Annotated in this window: 18 protein-coding genes and 1 pseudogene; 2 read left to right on the top strand and 17 right to left on the bottom strand. The window is 45.4% G+C overall.

The window, feature by feature from the left end; all coding sequences use genetic code 11:
• Nucleotides 1-273 precede the first annotated feature (273 nt).
• From ftsH to NM686_RS06150, 11 genes are all read right to left on the bottom strand, one after another.
• On the bottom strand, nt 274-2,175 hold the full coding sequence (gene ftsH / locus NM686_RS06200; RefSeq protein ID WP_255187010.1) for an ATP-dependent zinc metalloprotease FtsH: 1,902 nt from the start codon (nt 2,173-2,175) through the stop codon (nt 274-276).
• Nucleotides 2,176-2,272: 97 nt separating this feature from the next.
• Nucleotides 2,273-3,136 (bottom strand): protease modulator HflC, encoded by an 864-nt coding sequence (hflC, locus tag NM686_RS06195; RefSeq protein ID WP_255187009.1) that lies wholly within the window; start codon nt 3,134-3,136, stop codon nt 2,273-2,275.
• Nucleotides 3,133-4,296, bottom strand: a complete 1,164-nt coding sequence (gene hflK, locus NM686_RS06190; RefSeq protein ID WP_255187008.1) for an FtsH protease activity modulator HflK — start codon at nt 4,294-4,296, stop codon at nt 3,133-3,135. The genes hflC and hflK overlap by 4 nt, the downstream gene beginning before the upstream one ends.
• A 37-nt stretch (nt 4,297-4,333) precedes the next feature.
• The gene (locus NM686_RS06185; protein WP_255187007.1) at nt 4,334-5,596 is read right to left on the bottom strand and encodes a sigma-70 family RNA polymerase sigma factor; all 1,263 of its coding nucleotides are present in this window, start codon (nt 5,594-5,596) and stop codon (nt 4,334-4,336) included.
• A 269-nt stretch (nt 5,597-5,865) separates the two neighbouring features.
• Nucleotides 5,866-7,230: a molybdopterin molybdotransferase MoeA gene (moeA, locus tag NM686_RS06180; RefSeq protein WP_255187006.1), complete on the bottom strand. Its 1,365-nt coding sequence runs from the start codon at nt 7,228-7,230 to the stop codon at nt 5,866-5,868.
• 766 nt (nt 7,231-7,996) lie between these two features.
• Nucleotides 7,997-8,326: a hypothetical protein gene (locus tag NM686_RS06175; RefSeq protein WP_255187005.1), complete on the bottom strand. Its 330-nt coding sequence runs from the start codon at nt 8,324-8,326 to the stop codon at nt 7,997-7,999.
• 9 nt (nt 8,327-8,335) lie between these two features.
• Entirely contained in the window at nt 8,336-8,602 is a 267-nt protein-coding gene (locus NM686_RS06170; RefSeq protein ID WP_255187004.1) for a hypothetical protein, read from the bottom strand.
• A 719-nt stretch (nt 8,603-9,321) separates the two neighbouring features.
• Nucleotides 9,322-10,572, bottom strand: a complete 1,251-nt coding sequence (locus NM686_RS06165; protein WP_255187011.1) for an ISL3 family transposase — start codon at nt 10,570-10,572, stop codon at nt 9,322-9,324.
• A gap of 211 nt (nt 10,573-10,783) precedes the next feature.
• Nucleotides 10,784-11,515, bottom strand: a complete 732-nt coding sequence (locus NM686_RS06160; RefSeq protein WP_255188576.1) for an SDR family NAD(P)-dependent oxidoreductase — start codon at nt 11,513-11,515, stop codon at nt 10,784-10,786.
• A gap of 71 nt (nt 11,516-11,586) precedes the next feature.
• Nucleotides 11,587-12,033, bottom strand: coding sequence for a tautomerase family protein (locus NM686_RS06155; RefSeq protein WP_255187001.1), 447 nt, complete (start codon nt 12,031-12,033; stop codon nt 11,587-11,589).
• A 259-nt stretch (nt 12,034-12,292) separates the two neighbouring features.
• Complete coding sequence (locus tag NM686_RS06150) at nt 12,293-13,099, bottom strand: SDR family NAD(P)-dependent oxidoreductase (RefSeq protein WP_255187000.1); 807 nt, start codon at nt 13,097-13,099, stop codon at nt 12,293-12,295.
• Between the two features lie 150 nt (nt 13,100-13,249).
• Here NM686_RS06150 and NM686_RS06145 point away from each other — a divergent pair, with 150 nt between their 5' ends.
• Both NM686_RS06145 and NM686_RS06140 read left to right on the top strand, forming a co-directional pair.
• Nucleotides 13,250-14,257, top strand: a complete 1,008-nt coding sequence (locus NM686_RS06145) for a GlxA family transcriptional regulator (protein ID WP_269022555.1) — start codon at nt 13,250-13,252, stop codon at nt 14,255-14,257.
• A 54-nt stretch (nt 14,258-14,311) separates the two neighbouring features.
• Entirely contained in the window at nt 14,312-14,809 is a 498-nt protein-coding gene (locus NM686_RS06140; RefSeq protein ID WP_255186999.1) for a transposase, read from the top strand.
• 110 nt (nt 14,810-14,919) lie between these two features.
• Here the strand turns inward: NM686_RS06140 and moaCB are convergent.
• The 6 genes and pseudogenes from moaCB to moaA all read right to left on the bottom strand — a co-directional run.
• Nucleotides 14,920-15,741: pseudogene (gene moaCB, locus NM686_RS06135) on the bottom strand (bifunctional molybdenum cofactor biosynthesis protein MoaC/MoaB); the annotation flags it as partial.
• A gap of 170 nt (nt 15,742-15,911) precedes the next feature.
• Nucleotides 15,912-17,000 carry an IS5 family transposase gene (locus NM686_RS06130; protein WP_255186998.1) on the bottom strand — a complete coding sequence of 363 codons (1,089 nt, stop codon included), beginning with the start codon at nt 16,998-17,000 and terminating at the stop codon, nt 15,912-15,914.
• Nucleotides 17,001-17,347: 347 nt separating this feature from the next.
• Nucleotides 17,348-17,779 carry a molybdenum cofactor biosynthesis protein MoaE gene (locus tag NM686_RS06125; protein WP_255186997.1) on the bottom strand — a complete coding sequence of 144 codons (432 nt, stop codon included), beginning with the start codon at nt 17,777-17,779 and terminating at the stop codon, nt 17,348-17,350.
• Nucleotides 17,769-18,911 carry a HesA/MoeB/ThiF family protein gene (locus NM686_RS06120; RefSeq protein ID WP_255186996.1) on the bottom strand — a complete coding sequence of 381 codons (1,143 nt, stop codon included), beginning with the start codon at nt 18,909-18,911 and terminating at the stop codon, nt 17,769-17,771. The genes NM686_RS06125 and NM686_RS06120 overlap by 11 nt, the downstream gene beginning before the upstream one ends.
• Before the next feature lie 15 nt (nt 18,912-18,926).
• Nucleotides 18,927-19,160, bottom strand: coding sequence for a MoaD/ThiS family protein (locus NM686_RS06115; RefSeq protein ID WP_255186995.1), 234 nt, complete (start codon nt 19,158-19,160; stop codon nt 18,927-18,929).
• A 380-nt stretch (nt 19,161-19,540) separates the two neighbouring features.
• Nucleotides 19,541-20,623 (bottom strand): GTP 3',8-cyclase MoaA, encoded by a 1,083-nt coding sequence (moaA, locus tag NM686_RS06110; RefSeq protein ID WP_269022552.1) that lies wholly within the window; start codon nt 20,621-20,623, stop codon nt 19,541-19,543.
• Nucleotides 20,624-20,819 lie beyond the last annotated feature (196 nt).

Genomic DNA, 20,819 nt, shown 5'->3' with positions numbered 1-20,819 from the left:
GGGGCTACTCCGCGAAATACGGAAGAGCCAAAATCATCCCCAGAAATCCAAGGAAACTATTTCTAAATATTTGTGTTTTTTTCATAGACCTTCTCCTAATAGTTAGTCACTGTTATTTATGGAGCCGAATAACTCATACCCCATATGGGATAATCAATAGCAAAGAAATAAACCAGGGTAAACTTTCATCAATATAAATAACTACCAAGGATATGTAGGGGATGAAGTTTATAAAATTGGTTTTTGCCAAAAATTATCTAATTAAAATTAGACTCAAGATAACGCAAATATATTTTGATCTAATTTGTCGTTTTCAATTTCTTCTCGATTCTGTTTTATTTTGTTTTCATCAATGCTCGATTCACGAATTTCAGATGTTGGGGGGGCAAGGATTTTTCCCTGCATCAATTCATCAATTTGAAATTTGTCGATGGTTTCCCAATCCAGAAGCGCATGCGCCATGTTGTGAAGGATCTCGATATGCTCTTTGAGGATGGTTTCGGCGCGGAGGTAGTTGCTGTCCACCATCAGCCGGATTTCATCGTCGATGATCTGTGCCATCTGCTCGGACATCGGCTTGGCTTGTGCTCCCACGTAACCACCTTCGCTGTCGCCGTAATCCATAGGCCCAAGACGGTCTGACAACCCCCATTTGGTGACCATATTCCGGGCCAGTTGCGTGGCTCTTTGGATGTCGTTGGAGGCGCCGGTGGTCACTTTGTTCTTGCCGTAAATCAAGGCTTCCGCGACCCGGCCGCCGAACAGGCTGGAGATCTGGCCTTCCAGCTTGTCCTTGCTGGAACTGTACTGGTCGCGTTCCGGCAGGAACATGGTGATGCCTAGGGCACCGCCGCGCGGCATGATGCTGACTTTGTAGACCGGGTCATGCTCGGGAACGATGCGGCCGACGATGGCGTGGCCTGCTTCATGATAGGCGGTCATTAACAGCTCTTCGCGGCCCATCACCATAGTGCGCTTCTCGACGCCCATGATCATCTTGTCGCGGGCCTTGTCGAGGTCGTTCATGGTCACCGCCCGCTGGTTGTTGCGAGCGGCGAACAGCGCGCCTTCATTGATCAGGTTGGCCAGCTCGGCGCCGGTGAAGCCGGGGGTGCCGCGGGCCAGATCGTTGATGTTGACGTCGTCGGCCAGGGGAACCTTGTCAGCATGGACCTTAAGGATTTGCTCTCTACCATTTATGTCGGGCAGGCCTACCTGCACTTGGCGGTCGAAACGTCCCGGCCTCAGCAACGCCTTGTCGAGGACATCGGCGCGGTTGGTGGCGGCGATGACGATGATGCCTTCATTGCCGCTGAAGCCATCCATCTCCACCAGCAATTGATTGAGGGTTTGTTCGCGTTCGTCGTTGCCCCCCATGTTGCCGGCGCCACGCTGGCGGCCGACGGCGTCAATTTCGTCGATGAAGATGATGCAGGGTGCACGTTTCTTGGCCTGCTCAAACATATCCCTCACTCTGGAGGCGCCGACGCCGACGAACATTTCTACGAAGTCGGAACCTGAGATGGAGAAGAATGGTACTCCGGCTTCCCCGGCGATGGCCCTGGCCAGCAAGGTTTTGCCAGTGCCAGGAGGACCGACCATCAGTACGCCGCGCGGAATCTTCCCCCCAAGTACTTCGTATTTGCTGGGGTCTTTCAAAAAATCGACCATCTCCACGACATCCTCCTTGGCTTCCTCGACGCCGGCCACATCCTTGAAACGGACTTTTACCTGGTCTTCTGCCATCAGTTTTGCGCGGCTTTTGCCGAAACTGTTGGCGCCGCCGGCGCTACCCATTTGCTGTTTACGCATGAAGTAAATGGTCACGGCAATTAACAGCAACATAGGTGCCCAGGAGATTAAGATACTCATGAAGGTGGACTGCACGGGCGGCTTTTCTACTTTGATTTTGACGCCGTACTCCAGCAACTCATCGATCATCCGCATGTCGTTTGGGTTGTAGGTAGTAAAACGAGTGCCGTTCTGACGGTGGCCGTCGACATAATTGCCATTAATGGTCACTTCCGTAACTGCTTTACCTCGCACATCCTCTATAAAATCCGAATAGGAGATATCATAATGCGGATCGTAATCCGGCAGATTGCGGCTAAAAATCGAATAAACGATCAGACCGATGGCGATGATGATCGTCGAAAAAATTAAGAGTTTTTTCATGTGGATGCTCCGCATTAGGTTCAAGATCCAAAGGTCAAGGTTCAAAAAGTCGAGCTAACGCTATGGGCGTTTGAACCTTGTACCTTTCGCCTTGCCCCTATTTTTCATTATTGAAATATCTGAAAAAGTCAGAATCGGGCTTCAACACCAAGGTGTCGTCGGTTTTCTCGAACGCTGTCTGATAAGCCTGCAGGCTACGGTAAAAGGCATAAAACTCGGGATTTTTACCGAAGCTTTTGGCGTAAATATCCGCCGATTGAGCGTCACCACGGCCTCGGATATTCTCTGCATCGCGCTGGGCGTTCGCCAACAGCACTTGCCGCTGCTTGTCAGCTTCGGCGCTGATCGATTCGGCGCTTTCCGAGCCTTGCGAGCGGAATTCCCGCGCGACCCGTTCGCGCTCGGCGCGCATTCGTTGGTAAACCGAACTGCTGACTTCCGGCGGCAGATCAATGCGTTTGATACGGATATCGATCAGCTCGATGCCGAATTTACCGGCTACCGGCGTCAGCTTAGTGAGCAGGGTTTGCCGCAGTTCGGTGCGGTCTTCGGAGATCAGCTGCTTGATGGTACGGAGGCCGAACTCGCCGCGCATGGCATCTTTAAGGACTTGTTCGAGACGCAGATTGGCTTGATATTCATCGCCTCCAACCGTGGTATAAAAAAGACCCACATCACCGATCCGCCATTTGGCGAACGAATCTACTATAACGTTCTTCTTTTCGGAGGTAAGAAAACGCTCGGACTTGGTGTCCAAGGTCAGTACACGCGCATCAAATGTACTGACGTTATTGATGATGGGGGTCTTAAAGTGGAGTCCTGGTTTAAAGTCAAAGTCGACCATTTCACCGAGACGAAACAGGATGGCTTTTTCATGTTGGCTGACATGAAAAACCGACAGGTAAGCCAGCATCAGAAGGGTTAAACCGGCCGGCAATAGCGTTATGGTTTTGCTGTTCATGGTCTACTCCGGCTGGGGCGTAATTCAGTGCTAGCAGCAGCTTTATGAGACGTGCCTTTGTCGTTAGCGATGCTGTCGTTGTTGATCTCGGAAGCTTGGACCGTTTTCGCTGTGGCACGATGGATTGGGGCCGATTGCAACGGCATATAAAACTGTGGCGCGTTGCGTTCCGCTTCGATCATGATTTTGTTGCTGCCGCTGTAGAGCTTTTCCTTGGCTTCCAGGTACAAGCGTTTGCGGGTGATGGCCGGGCTTTTCTCGTATTCCACCAGCAGCTGGTCGAAACGCTCGGTTTCGCCCTTGGCCTTGGCGACTTTTTCCGCCTCATAGGCTTCGGCTTCCTGCAACAGCCGGGCGGAGGCGCCGCGGGCCTTGGGGATGATTTCGTTGGCGTAAGCCTGAGCTTCGTTGATCAGACGCTGCTTGTCCTCGCGGGCGCGGATCGCATCCTCGAAGGCGCCTTGCACTTCTTCGGGCGGCTGGGCATCCTGCAGATTGACGCTGGCGAGGGTAATACCGGCTTGATAGTCATCCATCGCCACCTGAATCTCGCGCTTGATCTCGGCGACGATTTCGCTACGGCCTTCGGTGAGGATAAAGTCCATGTCGTTGCGGCCGATCACCGCCCGTTCCACGCTTTCGGTCAGTTGTTTCAAGGTGGCTTCATGGTCCTTGACGTTGAACAGATAGTCCTTGGCGTTGTTGATCTGGTACTGTACCGCCAGGCGCACATTTATAATGTTTTCGTCGCGGGTCAGCATCAAGGATTCCTGGGCGATGCTGGCCGATTTGGCGAAGCGGCCGGAATCGCGGTAGCCGACTTCGATGAAGCGCTGTTGCTCGACGTTGACGATCTTGACGGCCTCGATCGGCAACGGCAGATGCCAGTGCGGACCGGGTTGGGTGGTCTCGCTGTAGGCGCCGAAACGGCTGACCACGCCACGGTTGCCTTGGTCGACGATATACACGCCGCTAGCCAGCCAGGCCAGCACCAGCGTACCGCCCAGTACTGCGCCGATTTTCGGCAGCGATAACATGTGTTTGTGGTCGCGATAAAAATCGGCGCCGCGTTGACTGACTTGTTGCCAGACTTTGTCTGCCTCGACTTTCCAGTTGGGCGGTGGTGTCGGTTTACTGGTATTGTGTTTTTCTGACGACATGGTCGCTCCTCTTGTTATCGTTGGTTTACCTGTTTTTTCAGCCATCGTTAGGCTCTAGAAACGGCATCAGGTCATAACCGAAGTTTTGTTTTAGTTTTTTTAAGGCTTTATTCTGTATTTGCCGAACCCGCTCGCGGGTGACGTGCAATTGTTCGGCGACGGCTTGTAGTGTCATCTCGGTGTGATTTTTTAGACCAAAGCGCATAGTCAAAATCGCTGCTTCCTTCTCGGGAAGGCTGGCAATGATTTTGCCAAGGTAGAGGCTAAGATGTTGGTCGACGAGTTCGTCCAATGGCTGGGGAAACTGATGCTGTATAAGGCCGGACAGCAGTGTTTGATCGTCTTTATCACCGGATAGCGATTCATCCAGGGAATGGGTAGCCTGATAGTAGCTACTGATGGTTTTAATCTCTTCCAGCGATAGTTCGCAGCGGGCTTGGAGTTCGACTAGACTCGGCCAACGCTGGTGTTCGAGATAGCAATTTCTCATTGCCTCGAACACCACTGAGGCTTTTTCGGCCATCGCAATCGGAAGGCAAACCACTTTTTCCTGTTTGACTATCAAGCGGGAAATGGCTTGTTTGATCCAGAACACCGCATAGGTGGAAAAGCGTATCCCGCGATTTGGGTCGAATCTATCCACGGCCCTGATCAAACCGATGATGCCCTCCTGCATTAAATCGTCAAAACTTAAGGCGCTGGTTTTGTATTTATGCGCAAGAAAAGCCACAAGACCGGTATTGGCGGCTATCATTCTTTGCCGGATGTCTTGTAAATGACGGCGAGAAGCTGCCAACTCAACTTTATGGGTAAAGTCGTTGGGAACTGTATGTAAAGTTCGGTCGGCAATCCGAATCAAAAATGCAGGAAAAAAATGTACATCTTCCGGACGAACTGATTTCGAACCGCTACCAACAAAAATCTGATTTTTGCTTTTTAAGGGGAAATTCGATGTGGATTGGGATTTTACAAAATCGTTATGTTGAACAATCTCCTCGTCAACGGTTTTATCGCTGATGTCGAATGAATAACAGGCACCTTCACCTTTGCTGTCCGAAAGTTGATCAATCAAATATCCATAGGCAATAGGATTTTCTATAAGTAAGCATAGAAGTTCTATTCTTGCCCTCTCCATTTCCAAAGCCAAGTCTTGTGTAGCTAAGGTTGGTTTCTGGCCAGATATCTTAGATCCAACTTGTGCGTCAAGAGGCTGATTAGATAAATCAACGAATGACTTTTTAGGGGTTGGATCAGAGCGTTTTGTGACAACACTTATTGGATGAAAATAGCGTAATACCATGGCTGACTCACTAAACTCGGATTAGAATGGATTGTGTGTTATCGTTGATCGCCGTTCACGTAACTTCACCACACTTTGGAAAAACCTTACTGAATTTGAGAACGTTTATTAAATGCATAAACTTCATGTGGTCATTATTAATATTCATTGCAATCAATTATTGGTTATTATCAGTCACCTAGTAGGGTAATTCCCCCTGATTAAAGCTTTGTTAACCAGAGAACACCCGAGTAACCATTTAACTTACTAACAGTTTTTTTATTCAAACCTCAGAACCAATTGTCAAAAGGTTGCACTATTACCGTTGAACCAGCTTCGACTCGCGTTTGATTGGCGTTCAAGACTATGAAGCAGTTTGCTTGCGACATGGAAAGTAAAATTCCAGACCCTTGTTCACCGGTCGAGCAAACTGTCAACTCACCATCAGCTGCCTGACTCAAGATGCCGCGTTGATACTCTGTTCTCCCCGCCTTCTTATTTAAATGCGAACTGGTCACTGCTCGTAACATTAAATGTGGACGAAAGATTTCACCACCAAAACGCTGTAGGGCCGGTTGCACAAACTGGCAAAAACTTACCATCACCGCTACTGGATTTCCTGGCAAACCAAAAAATAAGGTTTGTTGCAGACTACCAAAAATTAATGGTCGTCCTGGCTTAATCGCTACTTTCCAAAAGACAATGTCACCTAATTCATTCAACACTTGATGTACATAATCAGCTTCTCCGACCGATACTCCTCCGCTGCTGATAATGACATCGTGATTCATCGCGGCTAATTGCAATATATTGCGCACATGCATGGGATCGTCACCAACCACACCAAGATCAGTTATTTCGCAATGAAGACCGCTCAACATTCCAAACAGCGTGTATCGATTGCTGTCATAAATTTGTCCTGGCTGAAGGATTTCTCCAGCTACCTGCAATTCATCACCAGTGGAAAAGAAAGCTACTCGCAAGCGCCGTATTACTGCGACATTATTGATGCCTAAGGAAGCTAACAATCCTAAATCTGCCGCCGTTAACCGTCGGCCTCGCTTCAACACGATTTGCCCCAAACGAATATCTTCTCCGGCAAATCGGATATTTTCTTTTGGCCCCGCACTACTATCGACTTTAATGCTCGTTGCATCGAGAAATTCGACATGTTCTTTCGGTATCACGGTGTTGCAACCCGCAGGAATCACTGCGCCAGTCATTACGCAAATACACTCCTGCCTTGAACAAACCTCCAAAAATGGATGGCCGGCAAAACTATATCCGACTATCTTTAATACGGCCGCCCCATTAAGTGGTATATCATCAGCGTGTAAGGCAAACCCATCCATCGCAGAATTATCATATGGTGGAACATTCATTTTAGAGATAATATCTTCAGCCAACACGCGATCAATGGATTGTTGCAAAGGCAAGTACTCTTGCTCCGTACTAGCTAATGGATCGATATAATCCACAATTAATTTCCGAGCAACATCAACAGTTAATACTGTCGAGTCATGTTTATCGCAGCAATTTGATTTATTTTGATTTAGACCTTTACAATCTTTCATGTGATACATAACGCTATCATTATCATCTACGACCGCCGACACACAGTTAATTTTTTCCGGATTAATGGCACGATTTATCATTATTTTTTAAACTTGCAGCTCAACAGCATCGTTCAGAAACTGATTATCTTTCCGAATATTTATGCTTGATAGATGTATGAAAATTAAGTACGTGCCGCCTATCATAAAATCAATAACCGAATTTCTGATTAAAAAAGGCCTTTACCACCAATTCGCCACTTGACGAAAGAATAAGTTGTAACGTTTTCCCTTGGAGGTAAGAAAGTGCTTGGATTGCAAGTTCCCAAAACCAGTACACACGCATCAAATGTACTGATATTAGCGATGATAAAGGCTTATAGTTTTCTTCTAATCCTTAATTAATTATGTGTATTTTATATAAAAATACAATATCACTATATTTCTATCAATATATGAATATCTATGACCTCACTGACTTGAATAAATATTTAGAAATAGGACGTATGACTAGCTCCATCAGATACCACAAGTAGTAATTACTCTCAACTATTACCCTTGGGGAGTTTATATAGCTGATAGATATTGCCGGCAGCATTTTGTTTCTGATGGAGCTAGTCATACCTCTTTCTTAAAATATATAAAATAGCAACACCTCAGTAGATAAAAATAAAATAACGAAACATCTAGAAAAACTAACTTTTATTTTAAAATGATCCAGCCACAACATGAAAATCGCTACCAAAACAGGTAATCCGAATATTACCTTCCGCCATTTATTTCCTTTTAGTAGAAAAGACTTTAATTGAATGATATTCATAGTCCTGACCATCTTATTTGGCGGATATAATTAAATAGTTTTAACGAATTAAGTTTCGTGGGTGTGATTGTACGTAACATTTTGTGCCACCCTAAATAAACCATAGACCAATAAACACAGGCCACTGATAACTAGAATTTGTTGCATATAGCTTTTTTCATTCAGTGACTCCAATCCTACGGAAAACGGAATATGTGAATATAAATGCTTATCTTTGTCTACGATAGCGATATGCGCCAGATAATTTCCCGCCCCATATTGGCTAAAATCCACTAAACCATTCATCGTGCCGGTTTTAATTTTTTGAGGTTCTTGATAAAAAACCCTTGTACCTTCGGGCTCTTTAGTGATCTCAAACTCAACGCTAAAATTTCGCATACTTTTACCTTAATAATTGAACACTAATTTGGTAGGGCCGACTCCTGGTATGATATTGCAATATTCCTTATTACCTGACAGTGTTGGTGTATAGGCTGTTAAATGCACGCGCTCAAAGCCGAGCCGAGTTTTACAGGCGTCTACCTCTTCTGGTGCGCCACGATGGGCATAGGTATTTGTTGACGTTAGTCCCGTCAAAACAAGGATAGCCGCTAATTTAAACCAGAAATTTTTAATGCCGTATGCCGACAAGTATTCTTTAAGACTAGTTTTCATTGGCTTATCCTCTCCATCTTCATCTCACTTCGAAAAATTCTGTTATAAGGCATGATGTTATGCTCCTGTAATCAAAAAAATAGGGTGCCATTGTTGAACGTGTCGACTATGTTTCCAACCATTCATTGACATCTATATGAATTTCGACATACCCCAAGCTTTGCGATAGAAGAGAAATTCGCATCAGCGATATGAGGGAATTGCTTGATGATTCTATTTACCTTTGAATAGAACAAGATAACCACGAAAGATGTTATCTCTGTATGTTTTTTACGGCCATAATTACAATAAAATTTGCTAATCATAATTTATAAGTTCTCATTTCTATTGCCACACGATAAATTATAATTATTTTTGTTGCTTCATAGATTTTTCGCATAGCTATTTAACTTTTGAGACATATAAAACAACATATTTTATGTCTAGTAAAATATCCATTTTCTATGATCGAATAGGTTATTCCTATGCAACATGGTAATGTTAAAATAATGTAAATTCGTTTTACTTTGTGGAGTGACACAAAAAGTGAAAAATGTGCCAAATTAGTGAAAAACTACTGACACAAATAATGAAAAAATCCGACGATTGTTTACCAGATCCAAAACGATAGTGATTACCGAATCACTAATTAAACTTTTTGACTTTGCTGGTCGGCTCGGTAATCCCATGCTTGATTTAGGGCTCTTCCGTATTTCGCGGAGTAGCCCCGACATATAGGGTTATGCATAACCGAACAACCGTCTCCCTTCGATATCAAGCCAGATATGCTGAAACAGGCGGACGGTATTGTAAATGCCAAAGCAGCGTCGTTTGATGCTTTTGATTTTGTTGTTAAGCCCTTCAACAAAGCCACTGGTTTCCCGGCGAATGAAATAGTTGGTGATTTCATTTCGCCAGTTTTGATAGGTTTTGACAAACGCATCAAAGCCCTTCAACTTCAAGACTTTGATATGCTCCATCCAGCGATCCAAGGCTTTTTCGGCCTCAGCCTTATTGAGTCGGCGCTCAAAAATACCCGTCAAAAGCTCCCGTTGGATATAGACTTCTCGCAAAATGGGGGCTTGCTGGAATAGAAAAAGCAAAACGGTTTGCTGATCGGCAGAGAGTTCCATCCAGCGCTTCCGAAAAGCCCACATCGCGCCTTTCAGCTTGGCATAATCCTCGGCAGACAGGGTATTCTTGAGTTTTTTCATTTCCGCCTTGCGGACCTGGTCGGCGCCGTCTCGATAATGCTTGGCGACATGGAAGCGATCAACCACCACCTCGACGCCGGGCAATGTCTCATAGACGGCGTTGCGATACCCTTCATACATGTCCACGCAGACGCGTTGTAACGCGTGTTGCTGTGCCTCGGGAATATTCTGCAAAAAGGCTTTAACCGTTTCTTTTTTGCGGTCGGGCAGCACCGCCAGAATCCGCTTATGGTCCTCGGTATCGATAGCCGACACGATGACCACAAAATCTTGATGCCCTTTTTTCAAAGCGATTTCATCCAGTCCCAGCAAGCGAATGCCTTGGATGGCAGACCAATCAACTTGTTGGGCCACGTGCCGATTGATAATCCCTTCCGCCGCTTCGGCGCTGATGCCGTGCTTCACGTCCATGTCGGTCACGCTGCTGTTGATCAATTCACGCAATATCCACTGCTCATACGCTTTGGTATGGGGGCTTTTCCAGTTATACCAGCCACATTGTTGCGTGGTCGTCGGACCTTTGGGGCAGTCAGGGCATCGATAGCGCTTGGGGGTTAGCTTGATCCAAACCGGCCGATCGAAAATCGACAAATGACGCAAGGTGATTTCTCTGCCATAGCCATAAAACTTATCGATCCTCTGGCCGCATTGATGGCAGGTTGCACTGGTTAACGTACTACTGACCGTGATGATGAACTCGCCTTTGGCGGTGGTTTCAACTTTTTCGATACAAACATCAGGTATATCCAGCGGTATTTGAAGTAGCGACTGTGTCATCACGATACTCCAGCGTTAAATTGTCGACCTTAGCAAAACTCACTGTGGCAGGCAAAGACTATAGCACTACATGTAGTGGTTTCTCCGCAAAATACGGAAGAGCCTGATTTAGGATCGCGTTTATGGACGCTCGCTTCTACAAGGATTGGTCGCCGATCTAAATTCCCAGGTGGCGAGCAAGGCCAAAGAAGATGACCATTTGTATTTTGTGTTAAAACGATTCTTTGAATGGCCGCAGATCGATCTCATGCGTCCAGGCCGTCGGGTGTTGCAGATGCAATTGCCAATACGTTTCGGCGATGGCATCGATGTTGAGAAGTCCGTCCAGACCCCGTTGATCGAGTATCCCAGGTAGGATAGATTTCAACTTGGTGCCGTTGATACCGCCATCGATTACGACATGGGCAACGTGCAAACCTTGCGGCCCGAACTCCCTGGCCATGCTCTGACTGAGCATGCGCAGGCCAGCCTTCGCGGCCGAGAAGTGCGCAAAACCGGGACGGCCTCTCAGACTCGCCGAGGCTCCCGTAAAGATAATCGTTCCCGTCCCTTGTGGGAGTAGGAGATTTACGGCTTCGCGACCAACAAGGAAACCGGCGAGACACCCTACACGCCAGAAATCCTCGAACTTCTCTCCCGACAGCTCACGAAACGGGATGTACTGGTTGTTACCTGCGTTGAAGATCACAACGCTCGCCGGCGATTTCCCTTCGCCCGGTGCCGATGCTGTCTGGAACAGGCGTAATACATCTTCTTCTTTGGTGGCATCCACCTGAACCGCCGTGCTATTGCCATCGCCGAGACTTTTCACTACTCGCTCAATCTTCTCGGCGGTTCGTCCCCCGACGATTACGTGAAAGCCCTCCTTCGCGAAGCGGCGGGCCAAGGCAGCACCAAGCCCTTCTTCGGATCCCACACCCACGACAACTGCTGTTGGTTTCATCTTCACTTTCTTAATTTCTGTATTAGCGGTGCCTGAAACGCGGTGATTCCAGTATCCTGTAAAGCCCAACTTCAAAGCTGGAATTTGTGTTGGTTGATGCCAAGTTGCTCCAACCGATCCCTGACCGGCAGAGGCAGGGTTTCGAACCATTGCTGTTCCTTGCCAGATCCTGGAAGGACACGGCCATACTCCACCATGTCTGTCGGTTCGAGCATACACAGATTGATCCAGACGTTTTCGACAGGTACACCTGAAATGCGGCTCACATCGTCAACGATATGCAGCATGAGTTCTTCTGAACGTCCCGCGCGCATATCGACGCGAACCCAAATGTATTCGGTCGTCACTAGCCCGCCAATATAACGCTTTGACGCACCCTCTTCCTCGATAACGACTTGGACGAAGAAAGGCGGTGCCCCGGTGGCGTGGCAGTGACGATTGGTGATGGAAGTTGCGATCTCCTGCTTCTGAGCGTCGCTCAACTTTCCATTCGGAACAGAACATACATACGATGGCATGGATACCTCCCGAGTTAGTGGTTAGAGCCCTCAAGATGACGGCATGCCGTCATCTTGAGGGCTCGGTATGTTTTTAGGACTTGTCGTTAGGTATTGATCAGCTCGTTCGTTGTTGGGTTGATAGTTTGGTATGTCATAAGAAACCCCTATTTAATTTAAAGAAATCCCTCGGTGTGCAATATGTGCTGGACTCCAAGAGGGTTTACTGTGAGTCCGCTTCTTGTTGCGCGATGCTTGACTAACACTCTGAATTGCCGGCCTAAATAGACACTGCGTAGCGTGGCGCAGGTTTTGGATTGGCAAATTTTGGTGTCAACTCGCGGCGAGCAGCTTCCCAGCGCAGCCAGTCGTTTTCGTCCTGCATCGAAGGAATAGTCACTAGTTCGCCTTGTTCGAGACCAACAAGAGCCGCATCAACCAGATCCCCAGCAGTCATCATAATGGGAGATTCATTTTGTTTGGCGTAACCGGCCACATCCCAGAACTCCGTTATAGTCCCACCGGGGAGTACCGTCTGAACTCGCACGCCTTTATCGGCTAGATCACGTTGAAGTGCATGGCCAAAACTCAATACATAAGATTTCGACGCACTGTAGACGCCATTCAGCAATTCAACAGCAATGCCGACTACCGAGCTGATATTGATGATAGTGCCTGAACCTTTACTGACAAACACGGGGGCCACAGCATAAGTAAGACGCGTCAGCGCAGTGATGTTAAGGTTGATCATCGCTTCCATATCGTCTACACCGTCGTCAAGTATCGAAGCGACCGAGCCGACCCCTGCGTTGTTCACTAGAATCGAAATGCTTTTGTCTTCGCGAAGAATCTCCTCGATCTTGGAAAGATCGGCTTTGACGTTCAAATCGGCCACAACGGCTTTCACTGCACGCCCCGTCTCCGTATGCAATTGGTTTGTTAGCGCTTTCAGGCGTTCCTCATTCCGAGCCACAAGGATGAGGTCATAGCCGCGCTTGGCGAGGCGATCAGCGTATACAGCTCCAATACCAGTAGATGCGCCGGTAATCAGCGCCGTTCCTTTAGAGGAATTTGTTGTAACTGTCATATCACTTCTCCTTTATAGAAAAAAATAGAAAGATCACTCGACGTTCTGTCAGAGTGTGACTATATTTTGATCGAGGCAGAAAATATCTTCAATGACATATATGCAATTAAATAGGACATTAAGACTTCTAGTGATCCCGCAATAATTCGCATGCATAATGACCATATATGTGGCAATATGGTTAAAAAAGTCATGACATTTCCGGACATTAGACTTATGCATACTATCGGACTCGTTGTTTTTCCAAATTTCCAATCATTAGGATTAGCCGTGGCAAGCGTATTTGAATACGCTAATATTTTGAATGGCAGTAAGATGTATCAGTTCCGCCTTGTCTCTGAAGAAGGAGGACCCGTGATGACATCGCAGACTTTTTCGGTAAATACAGAGCGACTTTGTGACTCAACCTACGATACGCTTATCGTCGCTGGTGATAACGAATGTAAGCTCCCCTCCGCCAGCCTATTGGACTATATTCGTAATGCGCCGACTCAGACTAGACGTATCGCTTCAATTTGTACTGGTGCTTTCATCCTTGCCGAAGCGGGACTTCTCGAAGGGAAACACGCGACGACACACTGGGCTCATGCCAACAATTTTAGGAAATGCTACCCCAACGTATTGCTCGATGAGGACCGTATCTTCGTCGTGGACGGCCAAATATGGACTTCGGCTGGTTTGACCGCAGGTGTGGACCTTGCTTTGGCTATCGTGGAAAAGGATTTGGGGTCGGAAGTCGCTCGTATGGTTGCTCGTAAGCTTGTCGTTTATCAGCGACGGGGCGGTGGGCAATCACAGTTTTCTGCTCTTCTTGAGTTGGACCCAAAGTCTGACCGTGTGCAAAAAGCTCTCATCTATGCAAAAGAGAATCTACGCAGTGACTTGTCTGTAGAGTCACTTGCCGAAATCGCTCGGCTGAGTCCACGCCAATTTAGCCGAGTGTTTCGGGAGGAAACTGGACAAACACCTGCTAAAGCTATTGAACATCTTCGCGTAGAAGCAGCCAGACTTATGATAGAGACAAGTCAACATCCGATCGAAATCATTGCACGAGAAACAGGGTTCGGCGACCGAGAACGTATGAGACAAGCATTCCTTCGCGCTTTTGGACAGCCGCCACAGCATATTCAACGAGCATTTACTAGTGGGCACCTCTAAAAATTGCGCCCATCGAGTAAAATGACTCGGAATTAAAGCATAGGAGAACTGGAGATGATGAGTGCACAAGACGACCTTTTCGGTTCCCTGTTCGAACATCGCGATCGTCGGCTTGATCGGTTGGGCAATCCGTTGCTGGAGTTGGACGCACAAGTGGATTGGGAAGCGTTCCGGCCGTTGCTGGATCCAGTACGTAACAAAGTCCGCAAATCGTCAGCCGGACGGAAGCCTTGGGATGGGGTTTTGATGTTCAAGGCCTTAGTGCTGGGCAGTCTCTATAACCTGAGTAACGAGCAATTGGAATTTCAGATCGAAGATAGGCGCAGTTTCCAGCGTTTTATCGGTTTGTCGGATGCCAAGCATGCGCCGGACCGCAATAGTTACTGGCTGTTTCGCGAGTCACTCAAAGAACTGAAACTCACCGAGACGCTGTTCAATGAATTCAACCGGCAATTGGATCGAGCCGGCATGATCGCCCGTAAGGGCCAACTGATCGACGCCAGCTTCGTCAAGGCGCCGGTGCAGCGTAATACGCCGGAAGAAGATGCATAAATCAAAGCCGGCGAAACGGTCGAGGACTGGTCAGCCTCCAAGCGCCATCAAAAAGATACCGATGCGCGCTGGACCAATAAAGGCGACAAAAGCTATTACGGGTATAGATGTCATTTTTTAATCCAGCGATTTTCTTCATCATGCCCGCCGCCCCACAACATGGGGAAAGCGTGTAGGAGACCGGGAAAGAGAGCATCCATACTTTCCTGTGCGCCTTTGGAACTTCCGGGTAAATTAATAATTACCGTTTTTCTACGAATGCCGGCCAGTTCACGCGATAACATGGCATAAGGTGTGCGATCTTTACCATGGCGACGTATAGTCTCAACCAATCCGGGCGCTTCTTTTTCGATGACTTTAGCAGTAGCTTCTGGAGTTATATCTTTAGGACCAAAACCCGTTCCACCGGTTGTAATAACTAGATCAATGTCTTCATCTGCCAGTTGCCGCAAGCGATCCGTTACCTGATCTAAACTGTCAGGTAAGATTTCATAGATTGGAACCGAGAGTCCTTTATCTTCCAAAAATAATTTAATGTTTTTACCCGATGTATCTGTGCGAGTACCCGCATATGTAGAATCTGAAATAACAAGAACAGCTGACTTTAATGGTTCAGCAAAATACTCATTAAAGCTGCTTTTCCCACCATGCTTTGCAATCAGCTTTACATCGGAAAAAGAGATGTTGTTATCTAACGGCTTAAGCATGTCATATATATTTAGTAGCGCACCCGTAACGGCAGCCATGGCTTCCATTTCAACACCGGTTTTCCAGATCGCTTTTACTTCCGCTGAAACTTTTATTGTATTTTCGCCGACATCGAAACTTATACCAACCCAATCCAAAGGTAGAGTATGACAAAAGATGATCCAAGAGGCAGCATTTTTCGCAGCAGATATACCCGCTGCCCGTGCAACCTGTAAAACATCTCCTTTAGCAGGCTGTTGAAATTTGCCAGCATACCTTCGGTTTCGATGCCCTTTTTTGAGGCTTTGGCGGTTCTGGAAGCCTGATTAGGCCTCAAAATTCGGTTTTAGCCGATTATATTCGCTCCGAAGGGCGTTAAATTCCGCCTTTTGGCGGATTTCAGGCGCACGAGCACCTAGGCGGTGCTGTAACGCCAACCGAAAATGGTACCCATGCGCGTCAGGTTATAGGCGGCAAAGGTAAAAATCGTTTGTGCGGCAACCTTCTTCAAGCCACGGAACTTGGTTTGCCGTAGCGGGCCGACGGTCTTGGCCCAACCGAAGACTTCTTCGATCCGCTTGCGGACTTTGAGGCTTTTTCGGTAACCATCGTGTCGGGTGGTGCGGCCGTCAATAGCTGAGCCTTTTTCCTTGCTGGCGACATGCGGCGTGACTTTGCGCTGGCGTAACTTAGCGACAAAATCCTGCGTATCGTAATTCTTATCCGCACCCAAGGTCGCGCCGGGTTTGTGGATGGTGCGTTTGACCATGGCGTGAGCCGCCTCGCGTTCCGCGGTGCCGGTGGCCTGGGTGATTTCGACGTCGACGACCAAGCCGCTGCGGTTCTCCATCAGGGCATGACCGAGGAAAGCCAGTTGAGACTTGTCGCCCTCGCTCTTTTTGTACAGCCGGGCATCGGGATCGGTGCGTGATTCGTGAGTGTCGTTGCTGCGTTTCTCGCCCTTGAAGTTGACCGTAGGATTGCGGCCGCCATCTTCCGGCGGCGGGGTTGAGCCGTCTTTCTTCACGAAACGCTTGTGCGAGGCCCAGGCTTGAATCAATGTTCCGTCCACCGAGAAATGCTCGTCGGAGATCAGCTTCTTCCAGTCAGCCAAGGCCAGCACCCGTTCGAAGAACAAACGGCTGATGTGCTCGTTCAGCAAGCGGTCGCGATTGGCGCTAAAGGTGGAGTGATCCCATACGGCGTCGTCCATCGTCAAGCCGACGAACCAGCGGTACAGCAGGTTAAAGTCGATATGTTCCACCAGTTGCCGCTCCGAGCGGATAGAGAACAGGACTTGCAACAAACTGGCGCGTAGCAGGCGTTCCGGCGGAATGGAGTCCCGGCCGCGGCGGGCGTAGAGTGCGTCGAACTCATCGTTGAGGGTGCCGAGTAACAGGTCGACCACTTGACGCAACTTGCGTAGCGGATGCTTTTTGGGAATCCGGCTTTCCAGGGTTCGGTAACTGAACAGTTGTTCTTGAATGTTGTCGGCGCCACGCATGAGAACAATGCAATATATTTGGAATAAAACAATTTTACCATTAAAAACAATATCTTATTAGATAATCTCGTTTCCAGCTCAACGAATCAATGGGGCTTGCAGGGGAGATAAAATCAACAGCCTGTTAGGGACAGTTTTTTCAAGAACCCTATTTATTGTTTCCAAGTTAGATATCAAGATACCTTCGGCTTTTGCATACCTTAATGTGTTGAATTTTTGACTAATATCGATCATGTTATTCCTTTCGAATTGTTAAATTGCCTATTTTCGCATTTAGTTGAAGTTAAAAACTATCAAAAACAGCAATTTAACTGTCTTTGCATTTTTCGATAAAATATAACTAGACACTATTTATAAACCCAGCAAGCAGATTGATCTGTCATAACTTCCTTTTTCCAGATTGGAATTTTATGCTTAATATCCTCAACAACTTTCTCCATTGCTTTAATGCTTTCTCTCCGATGTCCGGAAGAGCAGAAAACAAAAAGTGATAGCTCTCCAGTATTTACTAATCCGATGCTATGAAATATGTACAAACAACTTAAAGACCATTTTTCAAAGGCTTCTTCACGAATTTTTGAAAATGCTTCGTTGGCCATATCTTCATAAGTGGAGTACTCAATCCCAGAAACTTGTTTTTTTACTTTTACATCGGCACGTACTTGACCGAGAAAAATTGAATGGGCTCCGATATCATGCTTGGAACCATACATTGCTATCTGCTCTCCAATGAAAATCGGATCAATCCCACCTTGAACAAAATAATTATTATTTTTCATGATTATTATTTTCGATTTTCAGCCAAGCTGCCAAACCGCCTTTTAGATTAAATAAATTTTTAGATTTACTGCCATGATGTAGCATTCTAACCATCTTTGCGCTGTTGACGCCATGATCACAATAAAAAACAACCATACCGCCATCTCTCGATATTTTATTAATGTTAGCATGCAAATCATTTAGCGGAATGTGGATAGAATTCGGCAACTCCACTTGAAATTCAGGTGTCGAACGAACATCAATCAATTGTATTTTTTCTTTATTTTGTATTTTCTTGTGCAAATCAATAGCAGTGATTTCATTTATTTTTTTCTGTGTAGAATTACAAAAACTTTCATAATCAAATGATTTGAAATTTGATGCATTTTTTAGAGCTTGTTGTACAGCTTTTTCGTTTCGTTGAATGGATAACTGGACTATTTGATTGCTCAATGCGTCAAATATTATAACTTTCCCATATAACACCTCACCTATTCCGCATATAACTTTAATAACTTCGTTTGCCTGTAAATTACCAATAACTCCTGGCAAAACTCCAATCACACCATTTTGTGAACAATCTGGCGCTGTTTCAGGAGCTGATGGCTTGGGGAATATACAACGATAAGTTGGCCATTTATTTCCTTGATCATCTCTGAAGTTTAATACACTCACTTGGCCCTGGAATCTATCTATTGATCCTAAAACAAAAGGTTTATCCAAATAAACACAAACATCATTGATCAAATAACGTGTTGGGAAATTGTCTGTCGCATCAACAATAACATCATACTGTGAAATCAATTCGATAGCATTTTCCGAAGCCAATCTTTCACTGTATGCGTTTAAAACAATATTAGGATTAAGATCTTTTAAACGATTTATTGCGGCTTCAGCTTTGAACTCTCCAATTTGTGAAAAACCATATAACATTTGACGATGCAAATTAGAAACCGTTACTTTGTCCGGGTCTATAATACCAATTCTGCCTACACCAACACCGCACAACGACATTAAAACAGGACATCCCAAGCCACCGGCACCGATGACAAGTACGTTTGCTTTTTTTAAAGCTTGTTGTCCTGCTTTGCCAATCTGAGGTAAAATTAGTTGGCGATGATAATACTGATTTTCCTGCTTATTTAAATCCATAGATGCCTTAGAAAATCAGCCCCCGGCAAACGGGGGCATCATTGCGATAGTGTCGTTATCAAAAAGACGTTTGTTGTTTTCAATCATTTGTTGGTTTACAGCCATTCTATACGTGTAGCCTTCCAAGCCTGGATACCTTGTTACCAATTTCATTTTTAAATCATCAATATTATCTGCGTCTTGGATTGTCAACATACTTTGCCCAACCAAGTCGACCAGAACGCCAAAAAAAATTACATTAACCTTCATAGTTTATCCTTCCGCTGTAACGAGAATCATTGATTTTTTTCAAAAAAATTATTATAGCGTCAACTTAATTGTCATATTCCATTTCACTGCTCAAATAATATCCGCAACAAATATTAAAGGTTTAAGGTTAATTTTTGCAAATATAATTATGTGATAATTCACAAATACCAATATCTAAAAAAATTAAAAATGCGTAGTAGCAGAGTTGGAACAATATCAGAACTACTGTGGCGACATCTGTAACGTCATTTTTATCTATAAAAAAATCAGTCAAAACAATTGACATTACCTATCAAACTGGTTTTATATATAAATTAAATTCACCATATCTAATACATTAAACGTTGCCGGCATAAATCCAAGCAAAAAAATTAAATTTATTATCCACCTATCTGCGCCATTGAAAGTTTTTTTTTTGAAAAATGGACTTTTTGTAATGCTCGCTGTTCCGATTCAAATCCATCTTTTGCTCTTTGGGACACAGCATCTTTAACTGCCGACTTTATTTCCTGGTCACTTCGACCTGAACGTAGCATGTCTTTTAAATTTACCGAACCATGGTCGTAGAGACAGGTTTTTAATATGCCTTCAGGAGTGAGTCTTAAACGGCTACATGTGGAACAAAAAGTTCTGGAATGACCAGCGATGACACCAAGCTTTCCTTTAAATCCCGGGATTTCAAAAATCCTTGCGGTTGAACTTGATTTAAAATATTCCATCATTCTTGGGTATGCATTCTGTAAAATGGCAATGATTTCCTCTGCAGAAAGTATATCGCTTGAAAAGCACCCACCATTAAAGGGCATTTGTTCAATAAAACGGATTTCGACTTTATTATTTTTAGCCAATTCAGAAAATTCAACAATCTCACTATCATTGACACCTTTGATAACTACCATGTTTATCTTTATTGCCAAATCTGTTAGCAACAATTTTTCAATGTTACCCCACACTTTCTCAAAATCATCTCGCCGGGTGATTTTATAAAATATTTCTCTATCCAAAGAGTCAAGACTGATATTAATATTGTCTATTTTTATTTTTTGAAACAATGAAATTGCATCTTCCATAAAATACGCATTCGTTGTTAAATTGATTGATTTCAGTTTGTCAAATTGATTTATTCTTATTAAGAATTCAGACAAGCCTTTGCGAACAAAAGGTTCACCACCGGTAATACGCACTTTGGTTATACCTAATTCCAGAAACAATCCAAGAAGATGCTCCATTTCCTGAAACCGCATAATGTCATCACGTGCTTTAAGGTCAATACCGTCTTCTGGCATACAGTAAGTACAGCGGAAATTACAACGGTCAGTAACAGCAAGCCTTAAATAATTTATATGACGCCCTTGCGGGTCAACCAACTGGGAATCTGTTGGATTTTTCGAGTACATTGTGTGCAAATAGGTCACGCTCATTTCCTTCTTTTCAAGTGCGAGAGGCTTTGTTATTTCTGACATAATCCCATCTGCCATGAATCTTATATAGTCATATTTAGGTCAACAGGCTCTAAGTTAATTTACGTGACTCGCTAAAACACATAAAAACGTTTCAATAATTTTTACGTAAAGCCCTCAAAATATTAGCGGCATAATTTATCTTCATCTGAAACCTGATTATTCACATTTTTCATGCAACTTTAATATCCCTTTTTCT

It is taken from the genome of Methylomonas rapida (genome assembly GCF_024360925.2).
GTDB classification, from domain to species: domain Bacteria; phylum Pseudomonadota; class Gammaproteobacteria; order Methylococcales; family Methylomonadaceae; genus Methylomonas; species Methylomonas rapida.
Note: the sequence above shows the minus strand (reverse complement) of the source record. Positions and strands in the feature narration are given on the sequence as shown.